This is a genomic window from Cryobacterium sp. TMT2-4 (assembly GCF_004402575.1).
Classification (GTDB): Bacteria; Actinomycetota; Actinomycetes; order Actinomycetales; family Microbacteriaceae; genus Cryobacterium; species Cryobacterium sandaracinum.
Map to the genome: position 1 here is coordinate 139,361 of NZ_SOGE01000014.1, position 21,115 is coordinate 160,475.

The 21,115-nt window shown below is 64.8% G+C and carries 26 protein-coding genes, 3 tRNA genes and 2 pseudogenes; 21 read left to right on the forward strand and 10 right to left on the reverse strand.

Annotated features, from left to right (window positions below):
- The first annotated feature begins 5 nt into the window (after nucleotides 1-5).
- The 3 genes from E3O54_RS04385 to E3O54_RS04395 all read left to right on the forward strand — a co-directional run bounded on the left by E3O54_RS04385 (nucleotide 6) and on the right by E3O54_RS04395 (nucleotide 2,104).
- Nucleotides 6-1,871 (forward strand): glycoside hydrolase family 13 protein, encoded by a 1,866-nt coding sequence (locus tag E3O54_RS04385; RefSeq protein WP_134401011.1) that lies wholly within the window; start codon nucleotides 6-8, stop codon nucleotides 1,869-1,871.
- 54 nt (nucleotides 1,872-1,925) lie between these two features.
- Nucleotides 1,926-1,997 (forward strand) — tRNA-Thr (locus E3O54_RS04390).
- 33 nt (nucleotides 1,998-2,030) lie between these two features.
- Nucleotides 2,031-2,104 (forward strand) — tRNA-Met (locus E3O54_RS04395).
- Nucleotides 2,105-2,886: 782 nt separating this feature from the next.
- Here the strand turns inward: E3O54_RS04395 and E3O54_RS04400 are convergent.
- On the reverse strand, nucleotides 2,887-3,123 hold the full coding sequence (locus E3O54_RS04400; protein WP_134401012.1) for a hypothetical protein: 237 nt from the start codon (nucleotides 3,121-3,123) through the stop codon (nucleotides 2,887-2,889).
- Nucleotides 3,124-3,670: 547 nt separating this feature from the next.
- Between E3O54_RS04400 and E3O54_RS04405 the strand changes: the two genes are divergently transcribed.
- The 4 genes from E3O54_RS04405 (at nucleotide 3,671) to E3O54_RS17280 (ending at nucleotide 6,089) form a co-directional block, all read left to right on the forward strand.
- Nucleotides 3,671-4,624, forward strand: coding sequence for a MurR/RpiR family transcriptional regulator (locus E3O54_RS04405; RefSeq protein WP_134342506.1), 954 nt, complete (start codon nucleotides 3,671-3,673; stop codon nucleotides 4,622-4,624).
- Nucleotides 4,621-5,556 (forward strand): N-acetylmuramic acid 6-phosphate etherase, encoded by a 936-nt coding sequence (gene murQ / locus E3O54_RS04410; protein WP_198411428.1) that lies wholly within the window; start codon nucleotides 4,621-4,623, stop codon nucleotides 5,554-5,556. Before E3O54_RS04405 ends, murQ begins: the two co-directional genes overlap by 4 nt.
- Nucleotides 5,557-5,676: 120 nt before the next feature.
- Nucleotides 5,677-5,808, forward strand: coding sequence for a PTS glucose transporter subunit IIA (locus E3O54_RS04415; RefSeq protein WP_134401013.1), 132 nt, complete (start codon nucleotides 5,677-5,679; stop codon nucleotides 5,806-5,808).
- Nucleotides 5,805-6,089, forward strand: coding sequence for a PTS glucose transporter subunit IIA (locus E3O54_RS17280; RefSeq protein ID WP_166805196.1), 285 nt, complete (start codon nucleotides 5,805-5,807; stop codon nucleotides 6,087-6,089). Before E3O54_RS04415 ends, E3O54_RS17280 begins: the two co-directional genes overlap by 4 nt.
- A 217-nt stretch (nucleotides 6,090-6,306) precedes the next feature.
- Here E3O54_RS17280 and E3O54_RS16595 read toward each other — a convergent pair whose 3' ends face one another.
- The 6 genes and pseudogenes from E3O54_RS16595 to E3O54_RS17290 all read right to left on the reverse strand — a co-directional run.
- Complete coding sequence (locus tag E3O54_RS16595) at nucleotides 6,307-6,549, reverse strand: hypothetical protein (RefSeq protein ID WP_198411429.1); 243 nt, start codon at nucleotides 6,547-6,549, stop codon at nucleotides 6,307-6,309.
- Between the two features lie 9 nt (nucleotides 6,550-6,558).
- Nucleotides 6,559-6,777, reverse strand: coding sequence for a hypothetical protein (locus tag E3O54_RS16600; protein ID WP_198411430.1), 219 nt, complete (start codon nucleotides 6,775-6,777; stop codon nucleotides 6,559-6,561).
- A gap of 195 nt (nucleotides 6,778-6,972) precedes the next feature.
- Nucleotides 6,973-7,302, reverse strand: coding sequence for a hypothetical protein (locus tag E3O54_RS04430; protein ID WP_104100727.1), 330 nt, complete (start codon nucleotides 7,300-7,302; stop codon nucleotides 6,973-6,975).
- Complete coding sequence (locus E3O54_RS04435; RefSeq protein ID WP_241976739.1) at nucleotides 7,299-7,823, reverse strand: hypothetical protein; 525 nt, start codon at nucleotides 7,821-7,823, stop codon at nucleotides 7,299-7,301. The genes E3O54_RS04430 and E3O54_RS04435 overlap by 4 nt, the downstream gene beginning before the upstream one ends.
- Nucleotides 7,824-7,935: 112 nt before the next feature.
- On the reverse strand, nucleotides 7,936-8,070 hold the full coding sequence (locus E3O54_RS17285; protein ID WP_369827963.1) for a sigma factor-like helix-turn-helix DNA-binding protein: 135 nt from the start codon (nucleotides 8,068-8,070) through the stop codon (nucleotides 7,936-7,938).
- A 56-nt stretch (nucleotides 8,071-8,126) separates the two neighbouring features.
- Nucleotides 8,127-8,357 (reverse strand): annotated as a pseudogene (locus E3O54_RS17290) (RNA polymerase sigma factor); the annotation flags it as partial.
- A gap of 264 nt (nucleotides 8,358-8,621) precedes the next feature.
- Between E3O54_RS17290 and E3O54_RS04445 the strand changes: the two are divergent.
- The 7 genes from E3O54_RS04445 (at nucleotide 8,622) to E3O54_RS04475 (ending at nucleotide 13,977) form a co-directional block, all read left to right on the forward strand.
- The gene (locus E3O54_RS04445) at nucleotides 8,622-9,059 is read left to right on the forward strand and encodes an Asp23/Gls24 family envelope stress response protein (RefSeq protein WP_104100729.1); all 438 of its coding nucleotides are present in this window, start codon (nucleotides 8,622-8,624) and stop codon (nucleotides 9,057-9,059) included.
- Between the two features lie 23 nt (nucleotides 9,060-9,082).
- Nucleotides 9,083-9,250 carry a DUF2273 domain-containing protein gene (locus tag E3O54_RS04450; protein WP_347232577.1) on the forward strand — a complete coding sequence of 56 codons (168 nt, stop codon included), beginning with the start codon at nucleotides 9,083-9,085 and terminating at the stop codon, nucleotides 9,248-9,250.
- A 98-nt stretch (nucleotides 9,251-9,348) separates the two neighbouring features.
- A complete protein-coding gene (locus E3O54_RS04455) occupies nucleotides 9,349-9,648 on the forward strand; it encodes a hypothetical protein (protein WP_241976740.1) in 300 nt (99 codons plus the stop codon).
- Complete coding sequence (locus tag E3O54_RS04460) at nucleotides 9,645-10,226, forward strand: DUF6286 domain-containing protein (protein WP_104100731.1); 582 nt, start codon at nucleotides 9,645-9,647, stop codon at nucleotides 10,224-10,226. Before E3O54_RS04455 ends, E3O54_RS04460 begins: the two co-directional genes overlap by 4 nt.
- Nucleotides 10,223-10,843: a hypothetical protein gene (locus tag E3O54_RS04465; protein WP_134401016.1), complete on the forward strand. Its 621-nt coding sequence runs from the start codon at nucleotides 10,223-10,225 to the stop codon at nucleotides 10,841-10,843. Before E3O54_RS04460 ends, E3O54_RS04465 begins: the two co-directional genes overlap by 4 nt.
- A gap of 91 nt (nucleotides 10,844-10,934) precedes the next feature.
- Nucleotides 10,935-11,816, forward strand: coding sequence for an SDR family oxidoreductase (locus tag E3O54_RS04470; RefSeq protein WP_241976741.1), 882 nt, complete (start codon nucleotides 10,935-10,937; stop codon nucleotides 11,814-11,816).
- 628 nt (nucleotides 11,817-12,444) lie between these two features.
- Nucleotides 12,445-13,977, forward strand: a complete 1,533-nt coding sequence (locus E3O54_RS04475; protein ID WP_104100734.1) for a PTS transporter subunit EIIC — start codon at nucleotides 12,445-12,447, stop codon at nucleotides 13,975-13,977.
- A 536-nt stretch (nucleotides 13,978-14,513) separates the two neighbouring features.
- Here E3O54_RS04475 and E3O54_RS04480 read toward each other — a convergent pair.
- Nucleotides 14,514-14,969: a hypothetical protein gene (locus E3O54_RS04480; protein ID WP_104100736.1), complete on the reverse strand. Its 456-nt coding sequence runs from the start codon at nucleotides 14,967-14,969 to the stop codon at nucleotides 14,514-14,516.
- A gap of 95 nt (nucleotides 14,970-15,064) precedes the next feature.
- On the opposite strand from E3O54_RS04480, the gene E3O54_RS04485 reads away from it, so the two are divergent.
- From E3O54_RS04485 to E3O54_RS04500, 5 genes and pseudogenes are all read left to right on the forward strand, one after another.
- Nucleotides 15,065-15,640 (forward strand): TetR family transcriptional regulator, encoded by a 576-nt coding sequence (locus E3O54_RS04485; protein WP_134342501.1) that lies wholly within the window; start codon nucleotides 15,065-15,067, stop codon nucleotides 15,638-15,640.
- Nucleotides 15,641-15,971: 331 nt separating this feature from the next.
- Nucleotides 15,972-16,124 (forward strand): hypothetical protein, encoded by a 153-nt coding sequence (locus E3O54_RS16210; RefSeq protein ID WP_158250256.1) that lies wholly within the window; start codon nucleotides 15,972-15,974, stop codon nucleotides 16,122-16,124.
- 17 nt (nucleotides 16,125-16,141) lie between these two features.
- Complete coding sequence (locus E3O54_RS04490; RefSeq protein ID WP_134401017.1) at nucleotides 16,142-16,351, forward strand: hypothetical protein; 210 nt, start codon at nucleotides 16,142-16,144, stop codon at nucleotides 16,349-16,351.
- 243 nt (nucleotides 16,352-16,594) lie between these two features.
- Nucleotides 16,595-16,955 (forward strand): annotated as a pseudogene (locus E3O54_RS17295) (IS5/IS1182 family transposase); the annotation flags it as partial.
- A gap of 8 nt (nucleotides 16,956-16,963) precedes the next feature.
- Nucleotides 16,964-17,036, forward strand: a tRNA-Thr gene (locus tag E3O54_RS04500).
- 97 nt (nucleotides 17,037-17,133) lie between these two features.
- On the opposite strand, the gene E3O54_RS04505 is transcribed toward E3O54_RS04500, so the two are convergent.
- Nucleotides 17,134-18,852, reverse strand: coding sequence for an AarF/ABC1/UbiB kinase family protein (locus tag E3O54_RS04505; RefSeq protein ID WP_134342498.1), 1,719 nt, complete (start codon nucleotides 18,850-18,852; stop codon nucleotides 17,134-17,136).
- Between the two features lie 183 nt (nucleotides 18,853-19,035).
- Here E3O54_RS04505 and E3O54_RS04510 point away from each other — a divergent pair, with 183 nt between their 5' ends.
- The gene (locus E3O54_RS04510) at nucleotides 19,036-19,734 is read left to right on the forward strand and encodes an NAD(P)H-hydrate epimerase (RefSeq protein WP_241973028.1); all 699 of its coding nucleotides are present in this window, start codon (nucleotides 19,036-19,038) and stop codon (nucleotides 19,732-19,734) included.
- Between the two features lie 110 nt (nucleotides 19,735-19,844).
- On the forward strand, nucleotides 19,845-20,024 hold the full coding sequence (locus E3O54_RS04515) for a hypothetical protein (RefSeq protein ID WP_104100741.1): 180 nt from the start codon (nucleotides 19,845-19,847) through the stop codon (nucleotides 20,022-20,024).
- Nucleotides 20,025-20,132: 108 nt separating this feature from the next.
- On the opposite strand, the gene E3O54_RS04520 is transcribed toward E3O54_RS04515, so the two are convergent.
- A complete protein-coding gene (locus E3O54_RS04520; protein ID WP_134342497.1) occupies nucleotides 20,133-21,044 on the reverse strand; it encodes a LysR family transcriptional regulator in 912 nt (303 codons plus the stop codon).
- Nucleotides 21,045-21,115: the final 71 nt, after the last annotated feature.

Sequence of the window (21,115 nt, forward strand, 5' to 3'; positions counted from 1 at the left end):
CGCGCATGCTCCCGCACCACGACGGGTCGGCCCTGTACGTCTCGAACCAGGCGCCGCGGCCGCGCGACACGGTCGGCGTGCGGGTGCGGGTGCCGGAGGCGTGGGGCGCCGTCGCATCCGTGCACGTGCGTTCGACGCCCGACCGGGAACCGCGCTTCCACGACGCCCGCCTACTCGGCGCGGCGGAGGGCTGGCGGTGGTGGGAGGCCGAGGTCGAGATCCTGAACCCGGTCAACGGCTACCGGTTCCTGATCAACCGGGCCGACGGCGGGCACTGGTGGCTGAACGCCGCCGGGGTGCATTCCTTCGAGACCGTCGACGCGGAGGACTTCAAGCTGCTCAGCCATCCGGCACCGCCGGACTGGGTCGCGTCGACCGTGATGTACCAGATCTTCCCGGATCGTTTCGGGCGTTCCACGGCCGCCGCGCTGCGCGAGAAGCCGACCTGGGCCGTGCCCGCGGCGTGGGGTGACCCGGTAGCGGCGGAGCAACCGGCCCGTTCGCACCAGTTCTACGGTGGGGACCTCGACGGCATCGTCCTGCACCTGGACCACCTCGAACGGCTCGGCGTCACCCTGCTCTACCTGACACCCGTGTTCCCGGCCGGCTCGAGCCACCGCTACGACGCGCGGAGCTTCGACGTGGTCGACCCGGCACTGGGCGGCGACGCTGCCCTCGTGCGGCTGGTCGAGGCTGCCCACGAGCGGGGCTTCAAGGTGATCGGCGACCTCACCTCGAACCACTCCGGCAACCGGCACGAGTGGTTCCGGGCGGCGCACCGTGCCCCGGATGCCGTCGAGAGCGCCTTCTACTACTGGCTCGACGACCGGCACGAGGACTACGCGTCCTGGCTCGGCGTACCCAGCCTGCCGAAGTTCAACTGGACCTCGATCGAGCTGCGCCGCCGGTTCATCGAGGGCCCGCAGTCGGTGGTGGCGAAGTGGCTGCGGGCCCCCTACCACCTCGACGGCTGGCGCATCGATGTGGCGAACATGACCGGCCGCCTGCAGGGGGAGGACCTGAACGCCCTGGTGCGGCAGACCATCCGCCGCACCATGATCGCGGAGAACCCCGACACCATCCTGCTCGGCGAATCGACCAATGATGCCTCGGACGACTTCCAGGGCGACGGCTGGCACGGCGCGATGACCTATACGACCTTCACCCGACCGGTGTGGAGCTGGCTCTCGAAGCCGCACAGCCCCTCGACATTCTTCGGGCTGCCCTACGGCACCATCCCGCTGACCGACGGGCGGGCGTTCGTGGACGCCCACCTCCGGTTCACGGCCGGCTACCCCTGGCGCACTCGCCTGGCTACAATGAACGCCCTCGACACGCACGACACTCCAAGGTTCCGCACCCATGCGATCGACGGGGGAGTGGCCGTCGCCTTCGGGCTGAGCGCGACCCTGCCGGGCATCCCGGTGGTCTTCGCCGGCGACGAATTCGGCCTGGCCGGCGACGACGGCGAGGGCTCGCGCACGCCCATGCCGTGGGATACGGCGGGTGACTCCGAGGTGGCGGCCACAATCGACCTGTACGCGGCGCTGATCCGCTTGCGCACCGCCCACCCGGCCCTGAACGGCGGCGGGATGCGCTGGGTGCACGTGGGTGCGGATGTGCTCGTCTACGTGCGCGAGTGTGCGGAGGAGTCGGTGCTGTTGGTCGCGGCCCGCGCCGCGTGCGCGGTGACACTGCCGCTCGGGTCCGTGGCAGGGGAGCCGACCCGGCTCCTGGGCGACGCCGCCGTCAGCGTGGCGGGCGGGCGCATCCGTCTGGAAACGGACGGGCCGAGCTTCACCGCGTGGGCGCTGCCGGGGGTTTCGGTGCCCGATTCCACCCCACGGTCATCGAGCCGGCCGACTTGGTGATAATATTTACCGGTTGCCGAAATTTGGCTTGGTTTTCGTTCACACGGATGCTTCGCCCCCTTAGCTCATTGGTAGAGCACTTCCTTGGTAAGGAAGAGGTAGTGGGTCCGATTCCCACAGGGGGCTCTGGCTTGGAAGCTCTTGCAGCCGACAGGTCGTGGCGGGGTAGCTCAGTTGGTTAGAGCACACGGCTCATAATCGTGGTGTCGCGGGTTCAATTCCCGCTCCCGCTACACATAAAGGCCCTTTGACCAGGAATTCTGTCGGTCACTGGGCCTTTCTTTTTGATCCGATGCCACCCAGCTCTGCTCTAGACTGAGTTTCGGGCAATGCTTCGTTGCGCGTCCAATCGGTCCCGCTTCTCGCAACATTTCGGTGAGGGACGGCCAGGAACTTGCCGAGCGACCACTGAAACGCATGTGAGCGGGATTTCCTTACGGATGGGCCAAATGCGACTCCTGCCAGAGTAGGCCGCGCAGTCCGGTTCCGAGGGGGAGGTTCCGTCGGAGTTTCCCCTAGGACGCTCCAGACGGGGTGCCGGCACCCCAACACATTGACCCCTGAAATCTACATCGCCAGGGGCCAGTGAGAGGGCGGTCGAGAGCAGGGTGTAGGGGAGCGCCGACGGGTGCCTCTTCGTAGATTTCGACCTGAGCGACGCCCTCGCACAGCGTGATTTTACCCATCGTGCACGAAGTCGTTCCGTGCGGGATGGGCTCCACGCCGCCGATGTCCCAGAGCACGATTTGGAATCGCCCGTTATCCGGGTAGTCGCGCCCAAGATTCAGGAAGGCATCGTCGTTCGAGTTGCCGCTACCGGCTAGCGGTCCGCACACATGCATGAGTCATGCCGGCATAGTTGCCAGCCTCGTTCCTCGCGAAACCGCTCCCGGGCTGGTTCTCCACGGTGGAGGCGTCGACCAGTGACCCGGCAGTGCCGTCCGAGCAAAGGCCGTCCTCGCTCAGAAGAGCGATGGCCTCTCGTCCGATGTACTGCGTCCAGGAGTCGCAGGTCTCAGGGCACGAAGCTGGCGCCCTTCGCGAACCGGGCGACCGCGCGGTCGGCGGTGGTGCGGTAGGCGACGAGGTCGTGAAAGCTCGGCTCGAGCATGGTGAAGTCGCCGCTTTCTTCGCGGCGGAAGTGCGGCTGTCCGATTCGCACGTAGAAGCGGGTGTCGCCGCTCTCGGTGACGGATTGCTGTGGCTCCGAGGCGATGAAACCTGACAGGGAGTGTTGGGTGAGAAGTGCCATGGGACTTGACCTCCTGTGATCGGGCGGATCCTCGTGATTTGCGCTCACTACGAGGTGCGCCGCACACACCTGTTGCGCGATTGGACCCTGCAAGGCGTTCCTGCGCCGTATCCGCATAAATCGTTTGACAAAGCAAAGAGAAATCAAGTCACTCCGCTTGGCTGACCGGGTGATCCGCGGGCTTGTCGTGAGTCGGCGTGCGCATCAGCGGTCCGCTGTCTGCTCGGTTCGCGGGTAGCCCCTGAGCACTGGGGCGTGCGTTCCACCTTCACCGCCTTGCGACGAAAAACTGGAGGGGCTGCGCGGAGCATGATCGCGACGCGGCGGCTCGAGCGCTGCGATGAGCGCATTCTTGGCGCGTGCTTCTCTCATCGCGCGCTGGGACTGGCTTTCAGAGGCTGCTGAGGCGGTACGCGGATCTGCTTTGCCGCCAATCCGTCATGGGAGAAACCATAGAAACTCTTAACATTATCGGTTCAAAAAAGTGTAACTTTGTTACAGGCTCGGGATGGCCCCGAGACTGCAACCCGAGGGGAGGAGGGCGCCCATGACACCCAAGAAGGACTACAGGCATGCTCCTGATCGTGGCGTCTCGACCGATGCTAGGCGTGAGCTTATCGGACCAACCACTCCGGCTCCGTCGGATGTGGTCGCGAGGCTCCGGGCGATGTTGCCTGGCCTGACCCCGGCGGAGGGCCGGATCGGGCGGGTCCTGCTGTCTGACACCACGGCGGCGTCGGCTCTGACAGTCAACGAGCTCGCCGAATGCGCGTCGACGAGCACCGCGAGCGTGGTCCGCACCGCTCGGCGTCTCGGTTTTGACGGATACCCGCAGCTCCGGCTCGCGCTGGCTGCGCAGGGTGGTGCGAACCACGACGGTGGTGTCCCGGTGGGCGCCGACATCGCCGACGGCGACCGGATCGGCGTGGTGTTGACCAAGCTGGCCGCGTTCGAGTCTGAACAGCTCCGCGCCACCGCCGAACTCGTCGATCCCGTCGCCCTGGAGAAAGTGATCAATTTGATCCGGGCTGCTCGCCGGATCGACGTGTATGGCATCGGCGCGTCTGGCCTGGTCGCGGAGGATCTAACTGCGAAATTGAACCGGGTCGGACTGGTCGCCCGGGCGTACACCGAACACGACGCGGCGATGGTCAGCGCTTCGCTGCTCGGCCCCGCCGACCTGGCCATCGGCGTTTCCCACTCGGGAGAGAACCCCGGCACCGTCGCGCCACTGCAATCGGCCCGGTCGACCGGCGCCGGCACGGTGGCCATCACTGGCGCCGCCCGCTCCCGATTGGCGGCCCACGGCGAACACGTCTTGGTCACCGCGGGTCGAGAGTTTGGCTTCCGTTCCGCAGCGATGGCCAGCCGCACCGGGCAGCTCCTGCTCGTCGACGCCATCTTTGTCGGCGTCGCACAAACGCTACCCGGTGCCCGAGCCGCGCTGGAACGCACCTACGCCGCCGTCACCTCTCATCCGGGACGAAACAAACAACCATGAATAGCTTCAACAACACCAGGAACAGGGACAACACCATGGCACTCGCCACATTGGGCACCGAGACCGCAAATGACCACACCACTGACTTGGACACGATGTCCGTCGCGGACCTGCTCACCGTGATGAACCAAGAGGACCGCACAGTCCCGGTTGCGGTGGCGGCGGCACTACCGGCGATCGAGAACGCAGTAAATGCGATTGTGGGCGCCCGCCGCCGCGGCGGACGGCTGATCTACCTAGGTGCCGGCACCAGCGGCCGACTCGGGGTGCTGGACGCCGTCGAATGCCCACCGACGTTCGGTACCGACCCCGGGGAAGTCCTCGGGCTTATCGCCGGCGGGGAGCGTGCGTTCCTCCAGGCCGTCGAAGGTGCCGAAGATGATCCCGACCTCGCGGTGAACGACCTGCGGGCAGTCGGACTCACCGTCGCTGACGTGGTCGTCGGCATCGCCGCCAGCGGCCGAACCCCCTATGTCATCGGCGGTCTGGACCATGCCCGAAGCGTTGGGGCGGCCACCGTCTCCGTCGCCTGCAATCTCGGCGCGGAGATCAGCAGACACGCCGATGTCGCCATCGAGGTCGACACCGGACCCGAGGTCCTGACCGGCTCTACCCGGCTGAAGGCAGGCTCGGCGCAAAAGCTGGTGTGCAACATGCTCTCCACCGCCAGCATGATCCGCACCGGAAAAGTCTTCCACAACCTGATGGTCGACGTCCAACCCACGAACGCCAAATTGGTCGACCGGGCCCGCCGCATCGTCAGCGACGCCACCGGGGCGGATCCGGATACCGCCGCCGCTGCAATCGATCAGGCCGGCGGACATGCCAAGACCGCCGTGGTCATGCTGCTCACCGACAGTGATTTCCCCACGGCCACCGCTCGCCTCGAACAGGCTCTCGGCGACGTCCGCACCGCCATCACGTCACCCTGAGCGAACCGTAACCCACTGCCGCGGGTCGCATCGTGTGTCACGGGCGTGCATCGCTGACGACCATAACAACTCTCGATTCGTCTGCAGTTCCCCGCACGTCATACTCCAGGAGACACCGCCATGCCCGAAAACATCCTCAGCCCCCTGCGCGGCACCGTGGTTTCGCTCGGCGATGTTCCCGACCCCGTGTTCGCCCAGGAAATCGTCGGCGGGGGAGTGGCATTCAACCCTCCCCGGAAATCGGCCCCGTGACGGCTCGTGCGCCGGTAAGTGGCACCCTCGTCCGGGTCCAGCCGCACGCCTTCGTCATCCAGTCCACGTCGGGGACCGGGATCCTGGTCCACCATGGCATCGACACGGTTCACATGAATGGCGAGGGCTTCGAGGTGTTGGCCACCGAAGGGTCCACCGTTCGCGGGCGGTGTGGCGTTGGACCTGCTTCTGCTTCTGCTTATAGCGCTGTGGCCGCAGTGGGGCAGGGATCCACCAGTGCGATGGATGGAGCGAGGATAGGCCATCTTTCCAATGGCTGAGGATGTGCTCGGCAACCCGGGTGACCAGTTCAGAATTAAGCGCCGCCAATTCCAAACCGGACACCCATCGAGTAATACTCACGCGGGGCCGGTCTGCTAGCGCACGATGTTCGTGCGGCGGGTGCTGCCGGTCCGGCGGAATTCATGCTGTTCTGCATCTTGTTCTTCGCCTGCTCGGCCTGTTCTTTCACGCTGGGAGCGTTCTTGGCCTGTTCTTTCATCTTCGGGGCTTCTTCCTCGGCTTGACGAGGTAGGACTCCCAGCGGGCCTGTATGGGCTTGATCAGGCCGCCGAGGGCGCCCTGGATGAGGGTCTTCATGCCCGCGGCAACGGCCGCGGCGATGACGATGATGATGATTGCCACGATGATCTTCGGCAGGAAAGCGATGACCCCGGCGAGCAGATCACTGACCGGGTTGGGTCCGAATACTCCGAATGCGAACTGTAAAGCGAACAACACCAGCATGTACTACAGAATCTTTGCGATGATGTCCGACGCGTCCATGGACGAGCTGGTCAAGGCCTTTTTCACACCGCCGCGCTCCATAACGCGGTCAAAGTCCACCTTTCCGGGCAGCTTCGCCAGTGTCTTGGAGATCAGCTTCGCCACGATCAAGCCGACGATCACAATGACCAGGAACAACAGAAGCTTCGGGACAAAAGTCGAGAGCAGCCAGCCCAACTGCAAGGGCGCTGGTGAATTCGTTTTGCATGTCAACCTCCAGAGTTGGGTCGCGCCGATTGGTCGGCAGGGTCACTTCGTGTGTCGCGCCTGTCCTAAGTGAAGGGGCGCGTTACGATGCGAACCGAGCGCAAGAGTGCCACACCTCAAAGACGCAGCTACCGGCCGTTTCGTCACGCTCGGCGGAAAATGGCCGTACTTCTAGCCGATGCTGGCAACCGTCACAGAGATGGTGTTGATGGGGGCAAGCGCCAAAATGGCGGGATTCGCGGCGATCGTGTCATGCACACGTCGGCACACTCCGGTGGATGACGCTGCGTCGGCGACGCCGATTCTCGCGGTCACGCTCAGGCTGGCCTTTCCCGTCGTCACGGCAACTAGTTTCGGTGCCTTTTCCCGCTGCGTAAGGGCATCGACAACAGACCCGACAATCGTGACGACGATCGGCGTGGTCGGGTACAAGGCTGTCACCCCCGCGACAGACCTTACGATAACTTCGAGATTCCCTGCGAGCTCGGCGGCATCCGTCATGGTGTTGCTTCTTCTTCGCCGTGCTCTGGCTTAGTGAGGTAGATGTCGCGAATGATCACGTCGATGCCCGCGATGGCGAGCTCGGTGTGGGTGCGTAGCGCGCCGACGAGCGTGTCTCGCAACTTGTCGGCAAGGGGGGGAATGTTCTCACCCTTGCAGGCCCTGGCATCGACCGTGACCGTGATCGGAGCTCCCAGCACAGTGAGCTCCCCGTCGAGCCGGCATCGACCCACGATGAGGTTGTCGACGGTATCGCCTGCCGCGCGAACGAGTCCGCGGACAGCTCCCTCGGTGACGAAGAGTTGCGCGTTCGGCGACGGGTGCGAGATGGGGATGTCGCGCCCGGACCGGACGTCGAGCACGATCCTGTCCGGGATGGCGGTGACCCAGTTGTCGTCTCGGGCCGGTTGCTCTTCTGCCTCATCCCGGAGCAGCGTGCTCATTGCGCCGCGCAGGCGCTCAAGGGAGGCCATCGCCATCTGGCACGCAGCCGATGTGTCGATCGACGGGTCGGTGGGCATCTTGCCTCGGTCGAGGTAGTCGCTGAGTTCGTCAATGGTGTGGCCATCAAGGAGGTCAGGTTCGTCATTTGACTCGTACCAGGCCGGGGGTGAGGCGGGCGTTTCCTAGTCGTCACCGCCAGGCCTCCATCTCGCGAATCAAAGTTTCGCGGGCGCTAGCAAGCAGCCCGCGAACGGTAGAAAGGGGTAAGTCGAGTTCCTCAGCGATCTCCGAATAACGGTAGTCCCCAAACTCTCTAGGTCCCAGCGTTGTCGTTGATCCTCCGGAAGGGCGGACAAGACTTGGGAGAGTGCCTCGTTACACGAACGCGCCTCCACTATCTGCGTCGGTGAATGGTCCTCCGATGCGGGCACGCCGACGTCGTCGAGGTTGGAGTTCTGCCGCCGCGCGCGGATTCGATCAATGCTCTTGTGGCTGGCGATGCGCATCAGCCAACTTCTTACCAGCGCAGAATCTTTCAAGGTCGATAGCTTCGCCCATGCCGTGATGAACGTGTCCTGTACGACATCGCCTTCATCGTGGCTGCAGCCCAGGTTGCGGGTCGCGTGCGCGCGTACCTACGGGCCGTGCCGTCGCACAATCACTTCGAATGCTCGAACGTCTCCGTCAACAGCGCGGTCCACCAAGGTGCGGTCGTCGGCGTGGGCCAGCAGTGCCCTGCTCTTGCTATCTGAAATGTTTGCCCCTCGATTCGCTGGGAACTGTAGCACCGGGTGTGACGAACGCGTCGTGGCATGCGTCTACATATTAAGCATTGCAATACGTCCCGTTCAGGGGACACGAACAAGGAGCCTCCCATGGCAGATCTCACCAGACCTACTCTTTCCACCGCACCGAACTCCGCCTCGGCGACCCCCGGCCGCGGCAAGACCGTGATCAACGACGCTGTGGTGGCAAAGATCGCCGGCATTGCAGCCCGTGAGGTCAGTGGTGTGCACGCTCTTGGCGGCGGAGCCGCCCGGGCGCTCGGTGCCATCCGCGATGCCCTGAACACCTCGGACGTGAGCCAGGGCATCAACGTGGAGGTCGGAGAAACTCAGGTCGCGGCCGACGTCACCATTGTCGCGGAGTACCCCATGGCCCTGCAGGATGTGGCCGAGCGGGTGCGGTCTGCCGTGATCCGTGTGATCGAAGATCTGGTTGGAATGGAGGTCACCGAGGTGAACGTGAACATCAACGACGTGTACCTGCCGACCGACGACAAGGACGAGAAGTCCGAGGCTCGGGTTCAGTGAGCACCTTGGCGAAAACGGGGGCTGTGTTCGGAGCCGTGCTTGCTCTGACGTGGCTGGTCCTTGGCTTTTGGCCATGCGTGTTCGTGGCCGCGGCCATGGCGGTCGGCGCGATCGTCGGGCGGATTATGGACGGAAAGCTGAGCGTTGCGAACCTGGTTGACGCATTCCGGGGCAAGCGGTCGTCGTCATGACAACCCTCAGTTCCGAAACAGCGGCCCGTCATACGCTATCGCCGACGGTGCTCAAAAACGGCCGGACCACCGTCTCGACTCGTGCTTTGAATCGGTTAGTGTGTGCGGTCGCGGCGGACGCTCTGGGCGTTGACCCCTCGGCGGTCGGTGCCGAGATCACCGATGATCAGGGCAACCTCGCCCTCACAGTCAGCGCCCCCATCCGGGTCGTTGCGCTCACCCGTGTGCACCGGGATCCCTCCGTCGTGACTCGCATCGGGGGCACGATTCTGGAGCGGGCCGAGCACGCCAGGCAGCACATTCATTACCGGGTGGGCGAGTTGACCGGTTCTACCCTGTCCCGGGTGACCGTGCGGCTCACCGGTGCCGACATTCGACCAGAGGGCCGCGTGCGATGACTAAGTATCGTTCCACCTACCAACGGATCAGCCGTCGCGAGCTTTACTCGCCGCGTTCGGTTGCAGCGATCACTCTCGCGATCCTGGCCATCGCCGCCTGCCTCTGGCTCATGATCGAGATCGTGTTGAACCTGCTCGGCCGGCCGGGGCTCCTCGCGACCCCCGCGGGTATGGCGGGCGCGGTCGCAGGCGTTTCCTCTGCACCGCCCGTGTTTGTGGGCGGGCTCGGCCTCACCGGCGCCCTCATCGGGCTGCTTCTCCTTGTCGTGGCTGTCACTCCTGGCCGGCGATCTCGCCATCTGCTCGAGACCGAACGGGCCGCGACCATCGTCGACAACGAGGTGATCGCATCCGCGTTGGCTCGTGAAGCGGCCCGCGTCGCTGGGTTGGCCCCAGACAACGCGCGGGTCACCGTGACCCCCCGTAGCGCCACCGTGCACCTCACTCCTACCTCTGGAACGGCGATCGATCAGCAGGCGGTGCTCACGGCCGTGCGCGAACAGATTGAGGCTTTTGGATTGCTGCGTTCCCTGCACGCGAAGGTCGTTGTTGTCTCCACGGGGAGGGTGGGCGGATGAACTCCACCAATCGCATCCTCAACCGCATCTTTGTTTTCCTGGTCGGACTCCTCGTCTTGACCGGTGGCGCGACCCTGGCCCTGGTGGCACTTGTTCCGCTCGTCCGCGACAGCTGGACGAACGCAACTCGTGTTGGCATCGATAGGGCAACCCGGTGGCTTCAGGCCGCCCCCTTTCCCGAATCCTTGATCCCGGTCAGCGGCAGCTGGTTATGGCTCATCGTCCTCGCCGCTGGAGTGCTGCTCATCGCGGTGCTGGTCACCTTCTGCCTGCGTCAAGGCCAAGGGCACACCGGCCGGATCGTCTCACTAAACGGAAAAACCAGCAGTGGCGCGGTTGTCATCGAGTCGAGAGTGGCCGAGCACGCCATCCAAGATGCTCTCACAAACCGACCGGAACTTGTTGCCTCCCACGTCTCCACCTACCGCGTCAAGAACCAGTCAGCACTGAAGGTGGCCATCACCTGCCGCCGAGGAATCTCACCTCGGGAAGCCAGCCGGATTGTCAACGAGGTGCTCTTTTCCTTCGATAATCTCCTCGGCCTACAGCTCCCCGCCCTCGTGCAGATTAGCGGCGGCTTCCGCGCGCGAACGACCAATGCCGCCCGCATCCGCTGATGACTCACCGGCTCACAGAAGTCATCTGACGGCGGTCAGCCGTGCTCCCTCAACCGGCAACATCCACCGATTTTCGATAGGGAGTCACGCCTTGACGAACCAAAACGACAACCCAAGGACGAAATACATCACCGGCGGCAACCCCAAGCAGGAACAGAGTCAACCCGGCCTGACCGAGGCGACTAAGCCCCGCCCGGATCGTGGCGAAGACACCTACCATGGCGCCGGAAAACTTGTCGGGAGGCGGGCACTCATCACAGGCGGCGACTCAGGCATCGGCCGGGCCGTGGCCATCGCCTACGCCAAAGATGGTGCCGATATTGCGATCTCCTACCTGCCTGACGAACAGACGGATGCCGAATTCACGGCAGAGCAGATCCGGGCCGCCGGCCGCACCGTCCTGCTCATCCCGGGCGACATCCGCGAGGAAACCCACTGCGTCAACCTCGTAAAGGATACCGTGGCAACCCTCGGCGGCTTGGATATCCTGGTGCTCAACGCCGCCTACCAAAAAAACCGGAACGGTCCAGAAAACCTGTCAACGGCAGAATTCGACCGGGTCTTCAAAACCAATCTTTATGCGACTCTGTGGATCGCGCGCACCGCCATCCCGCACCTCTGGCCGGGAGCATCGATCATCTCCACGTCATCAATCCCGGCATCGAGCCCCGCACAGGTGTTGATCGACTATGCCATGACCAAAGCCGCACTCGTAGCGTTCACACGGGCGCTCGCCCAAGAATTAGGCCCAGCCGGGGTTCGGGTCAACGCAGTCGCGCCCGGGCCAGTCTGGACGCCGCTTATCCCCGTAACTTCATGGCCAGACAAGCTGTCCACTCTCGGTCGGGAAACCCCACTGGGCCAGGCAGGACAAACAGCCGAACTCGCCGCCGCCTACGTTTTCCTAGCCTCACCCGAAGCGTCCTACATTTCAGGCTCCGTAGTGCCCATAACGCGCAGCCGCAGTTTCTAAGAGTCGAGCGAAAACTCGGACCCTGTGGCGCACGCGCTACACGCAAGTCTACGAAAGAGCCCAGCCGTATTCCTGCTTCTAACGAGGATCGCGGCAATTGTGCGGATAGCCAAGTCAGCGAGATTGATTCAGCGGACACGGGATTACGCGGTTTTTTTTGAGGCTCCTGACTCTTCCGTGGGTCGGCTCCGGCCGGCTATTGTCGCTCCGAACACTTCGGCCACCGCCGTCCTCGCGATAGTTACGGTCGCACAGGCGTTACCCGCCACATACGGCGCACCCGTGTGGTTCCGACAGGGTCGTGGCCTGCCTGACTCCGTTACTGAGGGACTACAACTTACGGTTTCAAAATAACTACATCAACTGCAAAATGGTCCACTCGTTTAAGTGCATCAGAGCCACACCTGATCTCCCCGGTGACCAGTGCGCAGCAGCGCAGCAGAGATTTCAGCCTGGGGATTGTCGAAACCTGCCGTCAACAACGCAGACGAGTGGTGAAAATAATTACCTCTTGACTCCTAAGCCTGTGAAAGCTATTTTCATATTACGACATAATTTTGTAGCCCGGGTTCTCCATCCCGCTAGGAGCCCCGTGCAACCCCGCACTTTGCTCGAAAGGACATCAGTCATGGCCGACTCACGAGTCATCGCAGACCAGTTGCTCATTGGTCTGGGCGGCGCCGAGAACATCATCGACGTCGAGAAATGTATGACCCGATTGCGTGTCGGCGTCCGTGACCAGGATCGAGTCGATGTCGCCGCACTGCGTGCGATCGCCGGGGTGCTCGCCGCGCTGCCCGGCGATAACTGCCAGATCGTGCTAGGCCCGGGTCTGGTCGACCGGGTGGCCATCGACGTGGAGTCGGCCCTCAGCGCCGCCCGCGCGGAAGGGTCGGCTGCCTCCTCGGCCGCTCAGCTGGCCGACAAAGGTGCGGCCATCCGGCAACAGAACAAGCAGCGCAACAACACCCCGGTCAAGAACGCTCTGAGGCGCATCTCCAACATCTTCGTCCCACTGATCCCCGCGCTGATCGCCTGCGGACTCATCGCCGGCATCAACGGAATCCTGACCAACCTGGCCACAAGCGGCCAGGTTCCGTGGTTGGCCACCCTGTCTCCGATCTTCAGCGTCATGTCCAGCGGGTTCTTCGCCCTACTCGCCGTGTTCGTTGCGATGAACGCTGCCAAAGAGTTTGGCGGCACACCCATCATCGGCGGCGTTATCGGGGGAATCATTGTGGCTCCTGGAGTCGCAAACATCGTCGTCTGGGGTCAGCAACTGGCCCCCGGCCAGGGAGGGGTTCTCGGCGCCATGGCCGCCGCCATCCTGGGCGCCTACGTCGAGCGGTGGGCCCGCAGATGGGCGCCCGACGTGCTCGCCTTGTTCATCGTGCCCACGTCGACCGTGCTGATCGCCGGCCTCGCCGCCCTGTTCCTACTGATGCCGGCCGCCGGCTGGGTGTCTATCCAGATCGGTATCGGCGCCACCTGGCTGCTGAGCACTGCGGGTGTCTTCGCTGGCTTCGTCCTCGGCGGGCTGTTCCTGCCGTTGGTGATGACCGGGTTGCACCAAACACTCACCCCAATCCACACCACCCTGATCGAACAGGTCGGTTACACCACCCTGCTGCCGGTCCTGGCCATGGGCGGCGCCGGCCAAATCGGTGCCGCCATCGCCGTGTTCTTCAGGCTCCGCCGCAACACCAGCATCGGACGTACCATCAAGAGTGCACTGCCCGCAGGATTCCTCGGCGTTGGCGAGCCACTCATCTACGGCGTCACCCTGCCGCTGGGCCGCCCCTTCATCACCGCTTGCATCGGCGGCGCATTCGGCGGCGCAGTAATCGGCCTATTCGATCAGCTCGGCTACACCGTCGGCGCGATCGCCATCGGCGCCAGTGACGTCTCGCTGTTCCCACTGCTCCAGGGCAGCCAGGGCTGGGGCGCCGCCGCACTCGGCTACGCTTGCGGCCTGATCGTCGCCTACACCGTGGGATTCTTCGCCACCTGGTTCTTCGGGTTCACCCGCGACCAGCTGGTACGCCTGAACACCGACGACACTATCGACGCAGGATTGGTGCCCGCCGACGACGTCCCAGAGGGGACGGACGACCCCGCCGATCAGATCCCCACCCTGGCCGGCTCCCACCACCGCTCCTGAAATCTCAGCTCTCGCCTACTTCGAACACCGCCCCCGACGTACTCTCAGGGGCAGGCGTTGTGTTGCCGCCCACCGCTATCTCCCAGGGTGGTACAAGAACCGAGTGAGATTGCGGGTGTCGCAGGCGCGAAAGCGAATTCCGCGGCCGAGCGATTCATAGGCGGTCTGACTTGTCGCGACCAGGCTCACCAGGTATCCGCACTCGGCGATGTGCCGCGAGTCGGGTGCACAGTTAGCTCTCGCTCCCATCACCTCGAGCACCTGCCGGCGGATCTGCCCTGCGGAATAGGCCACGGCGCCGTGTGCGTCGGGGACCGCACAGCCCGTGATGATCAACAGCCTCACAGCACCAGTCTGGGCGGGCGCTATAAACAGCCCAAGGCCCCCACCAGACCTAGCACCACCCAAACACGCCACTGGTGGACCCGGCGGCGTAGCTTTGGCCGTGGTTAGTGGACACAGGGTTATCCGGCTTGAACGAAGACCTCATTCTGGTGAGGAGACTTACCCCAGGCGCGTGGACGAAGTGGGGATGCTCATTCCGTTATCCGATCAGTGGTGGGAAGCCAGGCGATCATTGTGGTGATCGCGCCGACCGCGGCCACGGCGATGCTCACTATGCGCCACGGCAGCGGCAGGATGGGGGAGCCGTGTTCGGAGACAACCGCCGCAAAAATTAGCAGCGCACTACCCACGCAGAAGGTGGCCGCGCACCACCACCGAGACCACCATGCTTTGCGCCATGCGCCAACGGACGCGATCGCCCACCCGACCACCCCGACCGCGAAGATGCTGTACAAGAAAATCCAGGGAACAATCGGGTCAGGGATCTTGCCAAACGGTTCGTAGAGCTCCTGGACGTGGGCGGCAATACTGTCACTACTCACTTGGTCGACAGCCATCAAGATGAGGGCCACTACCGTCCCAGCCAATCCCATACCAACACAGATCGACAACGCGACCTGCCGCGATGCCGTGCGTTCCGTCTTCATAACACCCCATTCGACAGTGACTATCAGTTGATTGTGACTATATAAAATTATGGCACTGCAAGTCAAATGCAAGTCACTAGTAGTATCATGGGGAGATGGCATTAGGATTGCGGGATCGCAAGCGACGCGCGGCGATGCGTCACATTCAACAGATAGCGTTGGACTTGTTCGACGAGCGTGGCTTCCAGCACGTAATAGTCGAGAACATTGCAGAAGCTGCCGAGGTTTCTCCTTCTACGGTCTACCGATACTTCGGCACCAAGGAAGGGATCGTCCTTGCCGATGACTTCGACACCCTGAGCGAGGCCGAACTTGCTGCTGTCATCGACAACACTGACCTACTCGGCACGGTGCGCGCCATCGTGGCTCGGTTTGAGCCATCACCTGATCAGCACATCCCGGAGGGGAGCCTTGCGCGTCGACGCATCCGTTACTTCTTCGACGAACCATCCGTCCGCAGGTCTTCCTACGAGATGCTGGCCAACGCAGTCGATCGGATCGCTCCAATCCTCGCCGCATCCGGTGGACTCACCACCTCGGAAGCCCATATCAAGTCGTCTGCCTTAGTCTTCGGCTACTTCTCCGCACTTGAACAATGGCACCGCAACCCGGCAGGCCGCTCAATCTCGAGTGCACTCGGTGACGCACTCGGAGTCCTAAGCCGCCTATAACGACGCGAGACGCGGTGCCCGCGAACGCGGGTCCCTACGGTTGTGCTGGCGTAGCCGCCATCATTTAGAGCGATATCACTTTACAATCTCTGTGCCGCGAAGCAGCTCCACCGGGAAATGGCTCCGACGGCTGCGCCGCTATTTCGTCGCGTTCCGAAAGGGCATGAGCTTGGTTGTGCAAGGTGCTGTCTCCGTGCCGGGGCCGGGGACAGGGAAGCTCAGCGTGGAAGCGGGGCCACTGTCACGCCGGAGCTTGGACTGAGACTATTCCTAGGTGACCTCATCCCAACGGGGGCTTGAATACCCAGCGGGGTGGGGGAAAAGTGAGCTCATGAGGCGAATCTCCTCCAGCGGGGCATCTTTCCTCACCGCTGATGCCCTCTCCGGCGCACTTTTCCACCTCGTCACCGCCCTCGGCATTAGTCAGACAACCGAATCACTCAACCTGCCCACGGTCAATATCACCGGGAAACGATCTTCGTGAAACTAATCGTGGGGCCCATGAGCGAGCTGATCAGCGTCCCCGAGATCTCCCTCTGGGACGAACCGGACATCAGCGAAGTTCTCGCATTCTTCCAAGGCCGCATTCCTGAAGACCTGACCAAGACTGTCTCCGCGAATGGAATCACCTACGCGACCTCGCCCAGGTGCTGCCACCGGTTCTCCGGGCTCAGCAGTCCCGCGCCCACCAGATCGAGCGCGGAACGGTGATCGGCCCGGTTCGTGCTGGCTCGCGGATACCGCGGCCACAACCGCTCACCCGGCGTGCTCGCCTCAAACAACGGCCGGCTCGATACATGCGGGCGCCGCGGCCGAGATCTGGGCGTTGACATCATGTTGGTCAGTGCGGCTTGCCACCACGCCCACACCTCCCGCTCGATCCGATACCGCTCCGCCCGAGCCAACAGGGTTCCCAGCACGTTGAGCTGCAGGGCCGCCTGGTTCCGAAGATATCGGGTGCATCAACATGCGACGAACCTTCCGCGCATCACGGGGGCCCTGTCGAAGTACACGAATCTGTTGGAAGAGCCTCCTGATCATGCCAGTGGCCGCTCTCGCGGCGGTTTGGCCACCAAGATTCATCAGCTTTGCGACGGAAAAATGCGCCCGCTTGTGGTTCTTCTGGGCACCGGGCAGGGATTCGCCAATGCTCACGGAGATTATGGCTTCGCTCAGCGTCGACCGGATCGGCCCGGGACGGGCCCGCACTCGACCCGACCGGGTGCTGGCAGACAAGGCCTACTCGGCCAAAGCGCACCGGGCCATGCTGCGAAAACGCAATATCCAGGTCGTCATTTCGGAACGCTACGACCAGATTCGTAGCGCGGGGTCGATTGATTGAATCGGAACGATTGTGATGATTGTGTCGCGGGTTCAATTCCCGCTCCCGCTCCCAGAACGTATGACGAAGGCCCTGCCTCAGGCGGGGCCTTCGTCGTTTCCCGACGCGCGTAGCAGTCGCACGTGGCAGTCGCTCGATTCAGTCGCACGGGTCACGCGCGGCTGCGGGTCACGAGCGAATCCGCGAACGCCGAAACCAGCAGCACCACGGAGCCGGCACCCAGGCTGAACCCGGCCGTCACCGTGCTGATGACCCCCGGGTCCGCCGGTGCGGGTGTCGTGAGGTAGACCAGGGACATCACCCCGGCGGCCCCGCCGACCAGGGCCAGCAGGCTCTGCCGCACCAGCCCGGTGAGCAGCCGCCGGTCGTTCTGGTCCGCGAGCAGCCGCACATTGACGTTGAGGTTGCCCATCTCGAGGGCCTGCCCGATCTGGTCGAAACGCCGGGGGAGCCGGCGCACGCTGGGCAGCAGAGCCAGAAGCTCGGTGGTCAGGAGTTCGCGCACGTTGGCCGGCGCCATCTGGTCGCGGATCTGTACGCTCGCCAGCCTGCGGGACTCCTCGAGCAGGTCGAACTCCGGCATGCTGGAGCGCAGGGTGCCCTCGAGCACCGCGAACGCCCGCGCCGCCGCTACGAACTCGGCGGGGATTCCCACGCCGTACCGGGTGAGGATAGCCACCAGGACATCCACGGTCAGCACGCTGACCCGCGCGCCGGGCCCCAACTCGAACGTGATGAACGCGCTCAGCTCGCGGCGGAACGCCTTCTCGTCCGCACCGTCCCGCAGCGGGGCGACTTTGAGGAGCCCGTCGGCGATGAGCTGGGTGTCGGACTGGAGGAAAGCGATCAGCAGCTCCTGGATCGTCTCCCGCAGCTGCAGGTCGAGCCGGCCCACCGATCCGAAGTCGACTAGCGCGGGGGTGCCGTCGGCCAGCAGCATGATGTTGCCGGGGTGCAGGTCGGCGTGGAAGACGCCGTCGAAGACGATCTGGCGCACGAAGGCGCTGAGCACGGTGCGCATGGCGGCGCCGAGCTCGGCCCGAGGCGCGTCGGACGTCTCGTTCAGGTCGCTGAACGTGTCGCCGACCAGGTACTCCATCACCAGCACGCGATCGCTGGACAGAGACTCGAACAGCTCGGGGAAACGCAGGTCGCCGGCCCGCGGGCCGCGCAGCTGGAGGGCGCGCATGGCCGAGAGGTTCAGCGCCTCCAGCCGGAAGTCCAGTTGGCGCACGAGGTCGGCCGCATAGTCCTCGGCGACCGCCTTGATGCCCAGAGTTCTGGCCTGCGGAGACGTCAGGCTCATCAGGTTCGTCACCCGCACGGCGATGGCGACGTCGCGCCGCAGCTCCGGCACGATCCCTGGCCGCTGCACCTTGACGGCCACCACAGTGCCGTTCATCAGGGTCGCCCGGTGCACCTGGCCGATGGAGGCCGCGGCGATGGGGTCGGGATCGAAGCTGGCGAAGACGCCGGCGAGGGGTCCGCCGAACTCCTCCTCCAGCATCCGTTCGACCTCGCCCCAGGGGGCAGGCTTCACGCTCTGCTGAAGCGTCGCGAGGGCCCGGGCGAATTCCGGGGGCAGGAAGTCGGATCGGGTGGAGAGCAGCTGGCCCATCTTGACGAAGGCTCCACCGGCCTCCTCCAGCGCGGCCCGCAGACCCTCGGCCTGCACGGCGCGAACGGCTGCCCCGCTCGGGTTGGTCGTGAAGTCGAGCCGCCGCACCGGCAGCAGTCCATTCTTCCGGGCGATACGCACGAGTTCGGCGAAGCGGCGGCCGCGCTGCAGGAAGGGCCGCGGGGGAGCCGGGCGGCTCCGCTCGGTGGCCAGAGTCAGTTTCGGAAGGGTGATGCCGCGTGCGCCGGCCACTGTTTCAGCTCTCTTGTCGCGCGCCGGCCGGAGTGGCGGGCGATCAGGACTTCAGCATGCCCGGTCAGGATGGGAGACGGGTGCGAACCGGGTGGCACGAGGGGGCACGGACAGATCTCGGCAGGGCTCGGCCGGTCGCCCTCGGTGCCGTGAGCCGCACCGCCGCGGGAGTACTCTGGCGACGTGAAAACCTACACCGCCGCCCAGATGCGCGAGGCCGAGACTCCCTTCCTGGCCGAGGGCGTGCCGCTGATGGAGCGGGCATCGGCCGCGCTCGCCGCGGAGACGGCGGCCCTGCTCGAGGAGCTGCTCACGGAAAGCGGGGGAGTGCCGGACGCGCGGGTGCTGGTGCTGGCCGGTGCGGGGAACAACGGCGGCGACGCCCTGCACGCGGCCGCGCTGCTGGCCGCGCAGGGTGCCTTGGTGACCATCGTGCCCACGTCGGCACAGCTCCACGACGGCGGCCTCAGCGCTGCCCTGGCGGCCGGGGCGGCGCTGCTGCCCCTGGCTGAAACGGATGCCGCTCTCGCCCGAGTGGCGCGGGTATCCGCCGTGATCCTCGACGGCATCCTCGGCACCGGCACGAGCACCAGCCCGGCGCTCCGCGGGCGGGCTCGTGAGGTGGTGGCGGCCATCCTTCCCGCGCTGCACGACCCCGGTGCGCCCCTCGTGGTGGCGGTGGACTCGCCCAGCGGGATCGGCGTCGACGACGGCGCCGTGCCGGACCCCACCGTGCTGCCCGCGCACCTGACGGTGACGTTCGGAGGCTGCAAACCAGGTCTGCTGCGGGAACCCGCGGCGAGCCTGGCCGGACGAATCGTCGTGGCCGACATCGGCATCGGCGACGAGCTCGAACGGATCGCGGCCCGGGATCGCGGGTAAGTTCTCTCTCTGCTGTTTCCACGGTCGGCGCCGTTGCGTATCCGCACCCGGAGCATCAATGGACGGTAGTCATTTCCTCCCGCCCAAAGGCACTGAGGGGGGCCGATACCGTGATCACAGTTCCGCCCGCAGGGTTCGTCGCCGTCTTCGGTATGCTCCAGACCCCTGCCGGGCTGTGGCTGTTCCTGCTGGTCCCCATCTGGTTGGTGTGGGAGATCCCCGCGATGGTCAGGCATCAGCAGTTCACGTTCGATGTGCAGCGAGACAGGGCGCAGCTCGTCGACTGGTGAGGCGACGCATCCGTCGCCCGTCCCCGCTCTCGCGGGGTAGGGTGTCCGCTGGAAGACCTCGGCGTCATTGACCATGCCGGTGAGTCGGACATCCTCTCAACGCAGCGGTCATTCCGTGCGGGAGCCGGCCACCGCTCGCAGCTCGCCCAGCACCCGGCGCACCGACGCCCGCAGCAGCGTCTCGGGGCGGCTGAGAACGTCGATCTGGCGGCCGACCCGCAGGTCGTCGATCGGCAGCAGCACCAGGCCGGACCCTGGCGCCGGGGCCATCGTGTACCGGGGCAGCAGTGCGATCGCGGACCCCGAAGCGACCACGGAGGCCGCCACGAAGAACTCGTTGATGCGGTGCTCGATCCGTAGGGGGTGCCCGGCGCTCGCCGCGACGACATTCACCGCCTCCGCGAGCGGGAAGCCCGGGTGCCCGGCGATCCAGGGCTCGTCGGCGATGTCGGCGACCGACACCGACGACCGACCGGCCAGAGGATGTCCGACATGCAGCGCCACATCCAGCGGTTCGTAGAGCAGCGGGGTGACCGTGACCCGTTGCGGCCAGAGGGGATCGTGCGGCAGCCGGTGGGCGATGACGAGGTCATAGTCGGCGACCAGTGCCGGGAAATCCTGCCGTGCGACATCCTCGTCGCCGCACCGGATTGGCGTCCCGGTGGGTCCGGCCGGACTGGCCAGTCGCGAGATCAGAGGCCCGAACCAGGCCAGCCCAGCGCTGTGGAACGCCGACAGGCTCACCGGCGCGGCCGGCTCTTCGTGGAAATGTGCCACCGACTGCTCGGCGGCGGCCATCGCGGTGGACACGCTGGCGGCGGCGGTAGCGAGAGCCGTGCCGGCGGGTGTCAGCACAAGCCTGCGCCCGCGTCGTTCGGTCAGCGCCACGCCCGTGCTGCGCTGCAGCGCGGACAGCTGCTGCGACACCGCCGACGACGAGACGAACAGCGCGCGGGCCACCGCGGCGACGCTGCCGCGCTCGCCGAGTTCCCGCAGGATGAAGAGCTGATGCAGATCCATAAGCAAACACTAAAGTGTTAGTTCAGAATTGGTGATCTGGACTTAACGGATGCCGCCCGGCAGCATTGGCC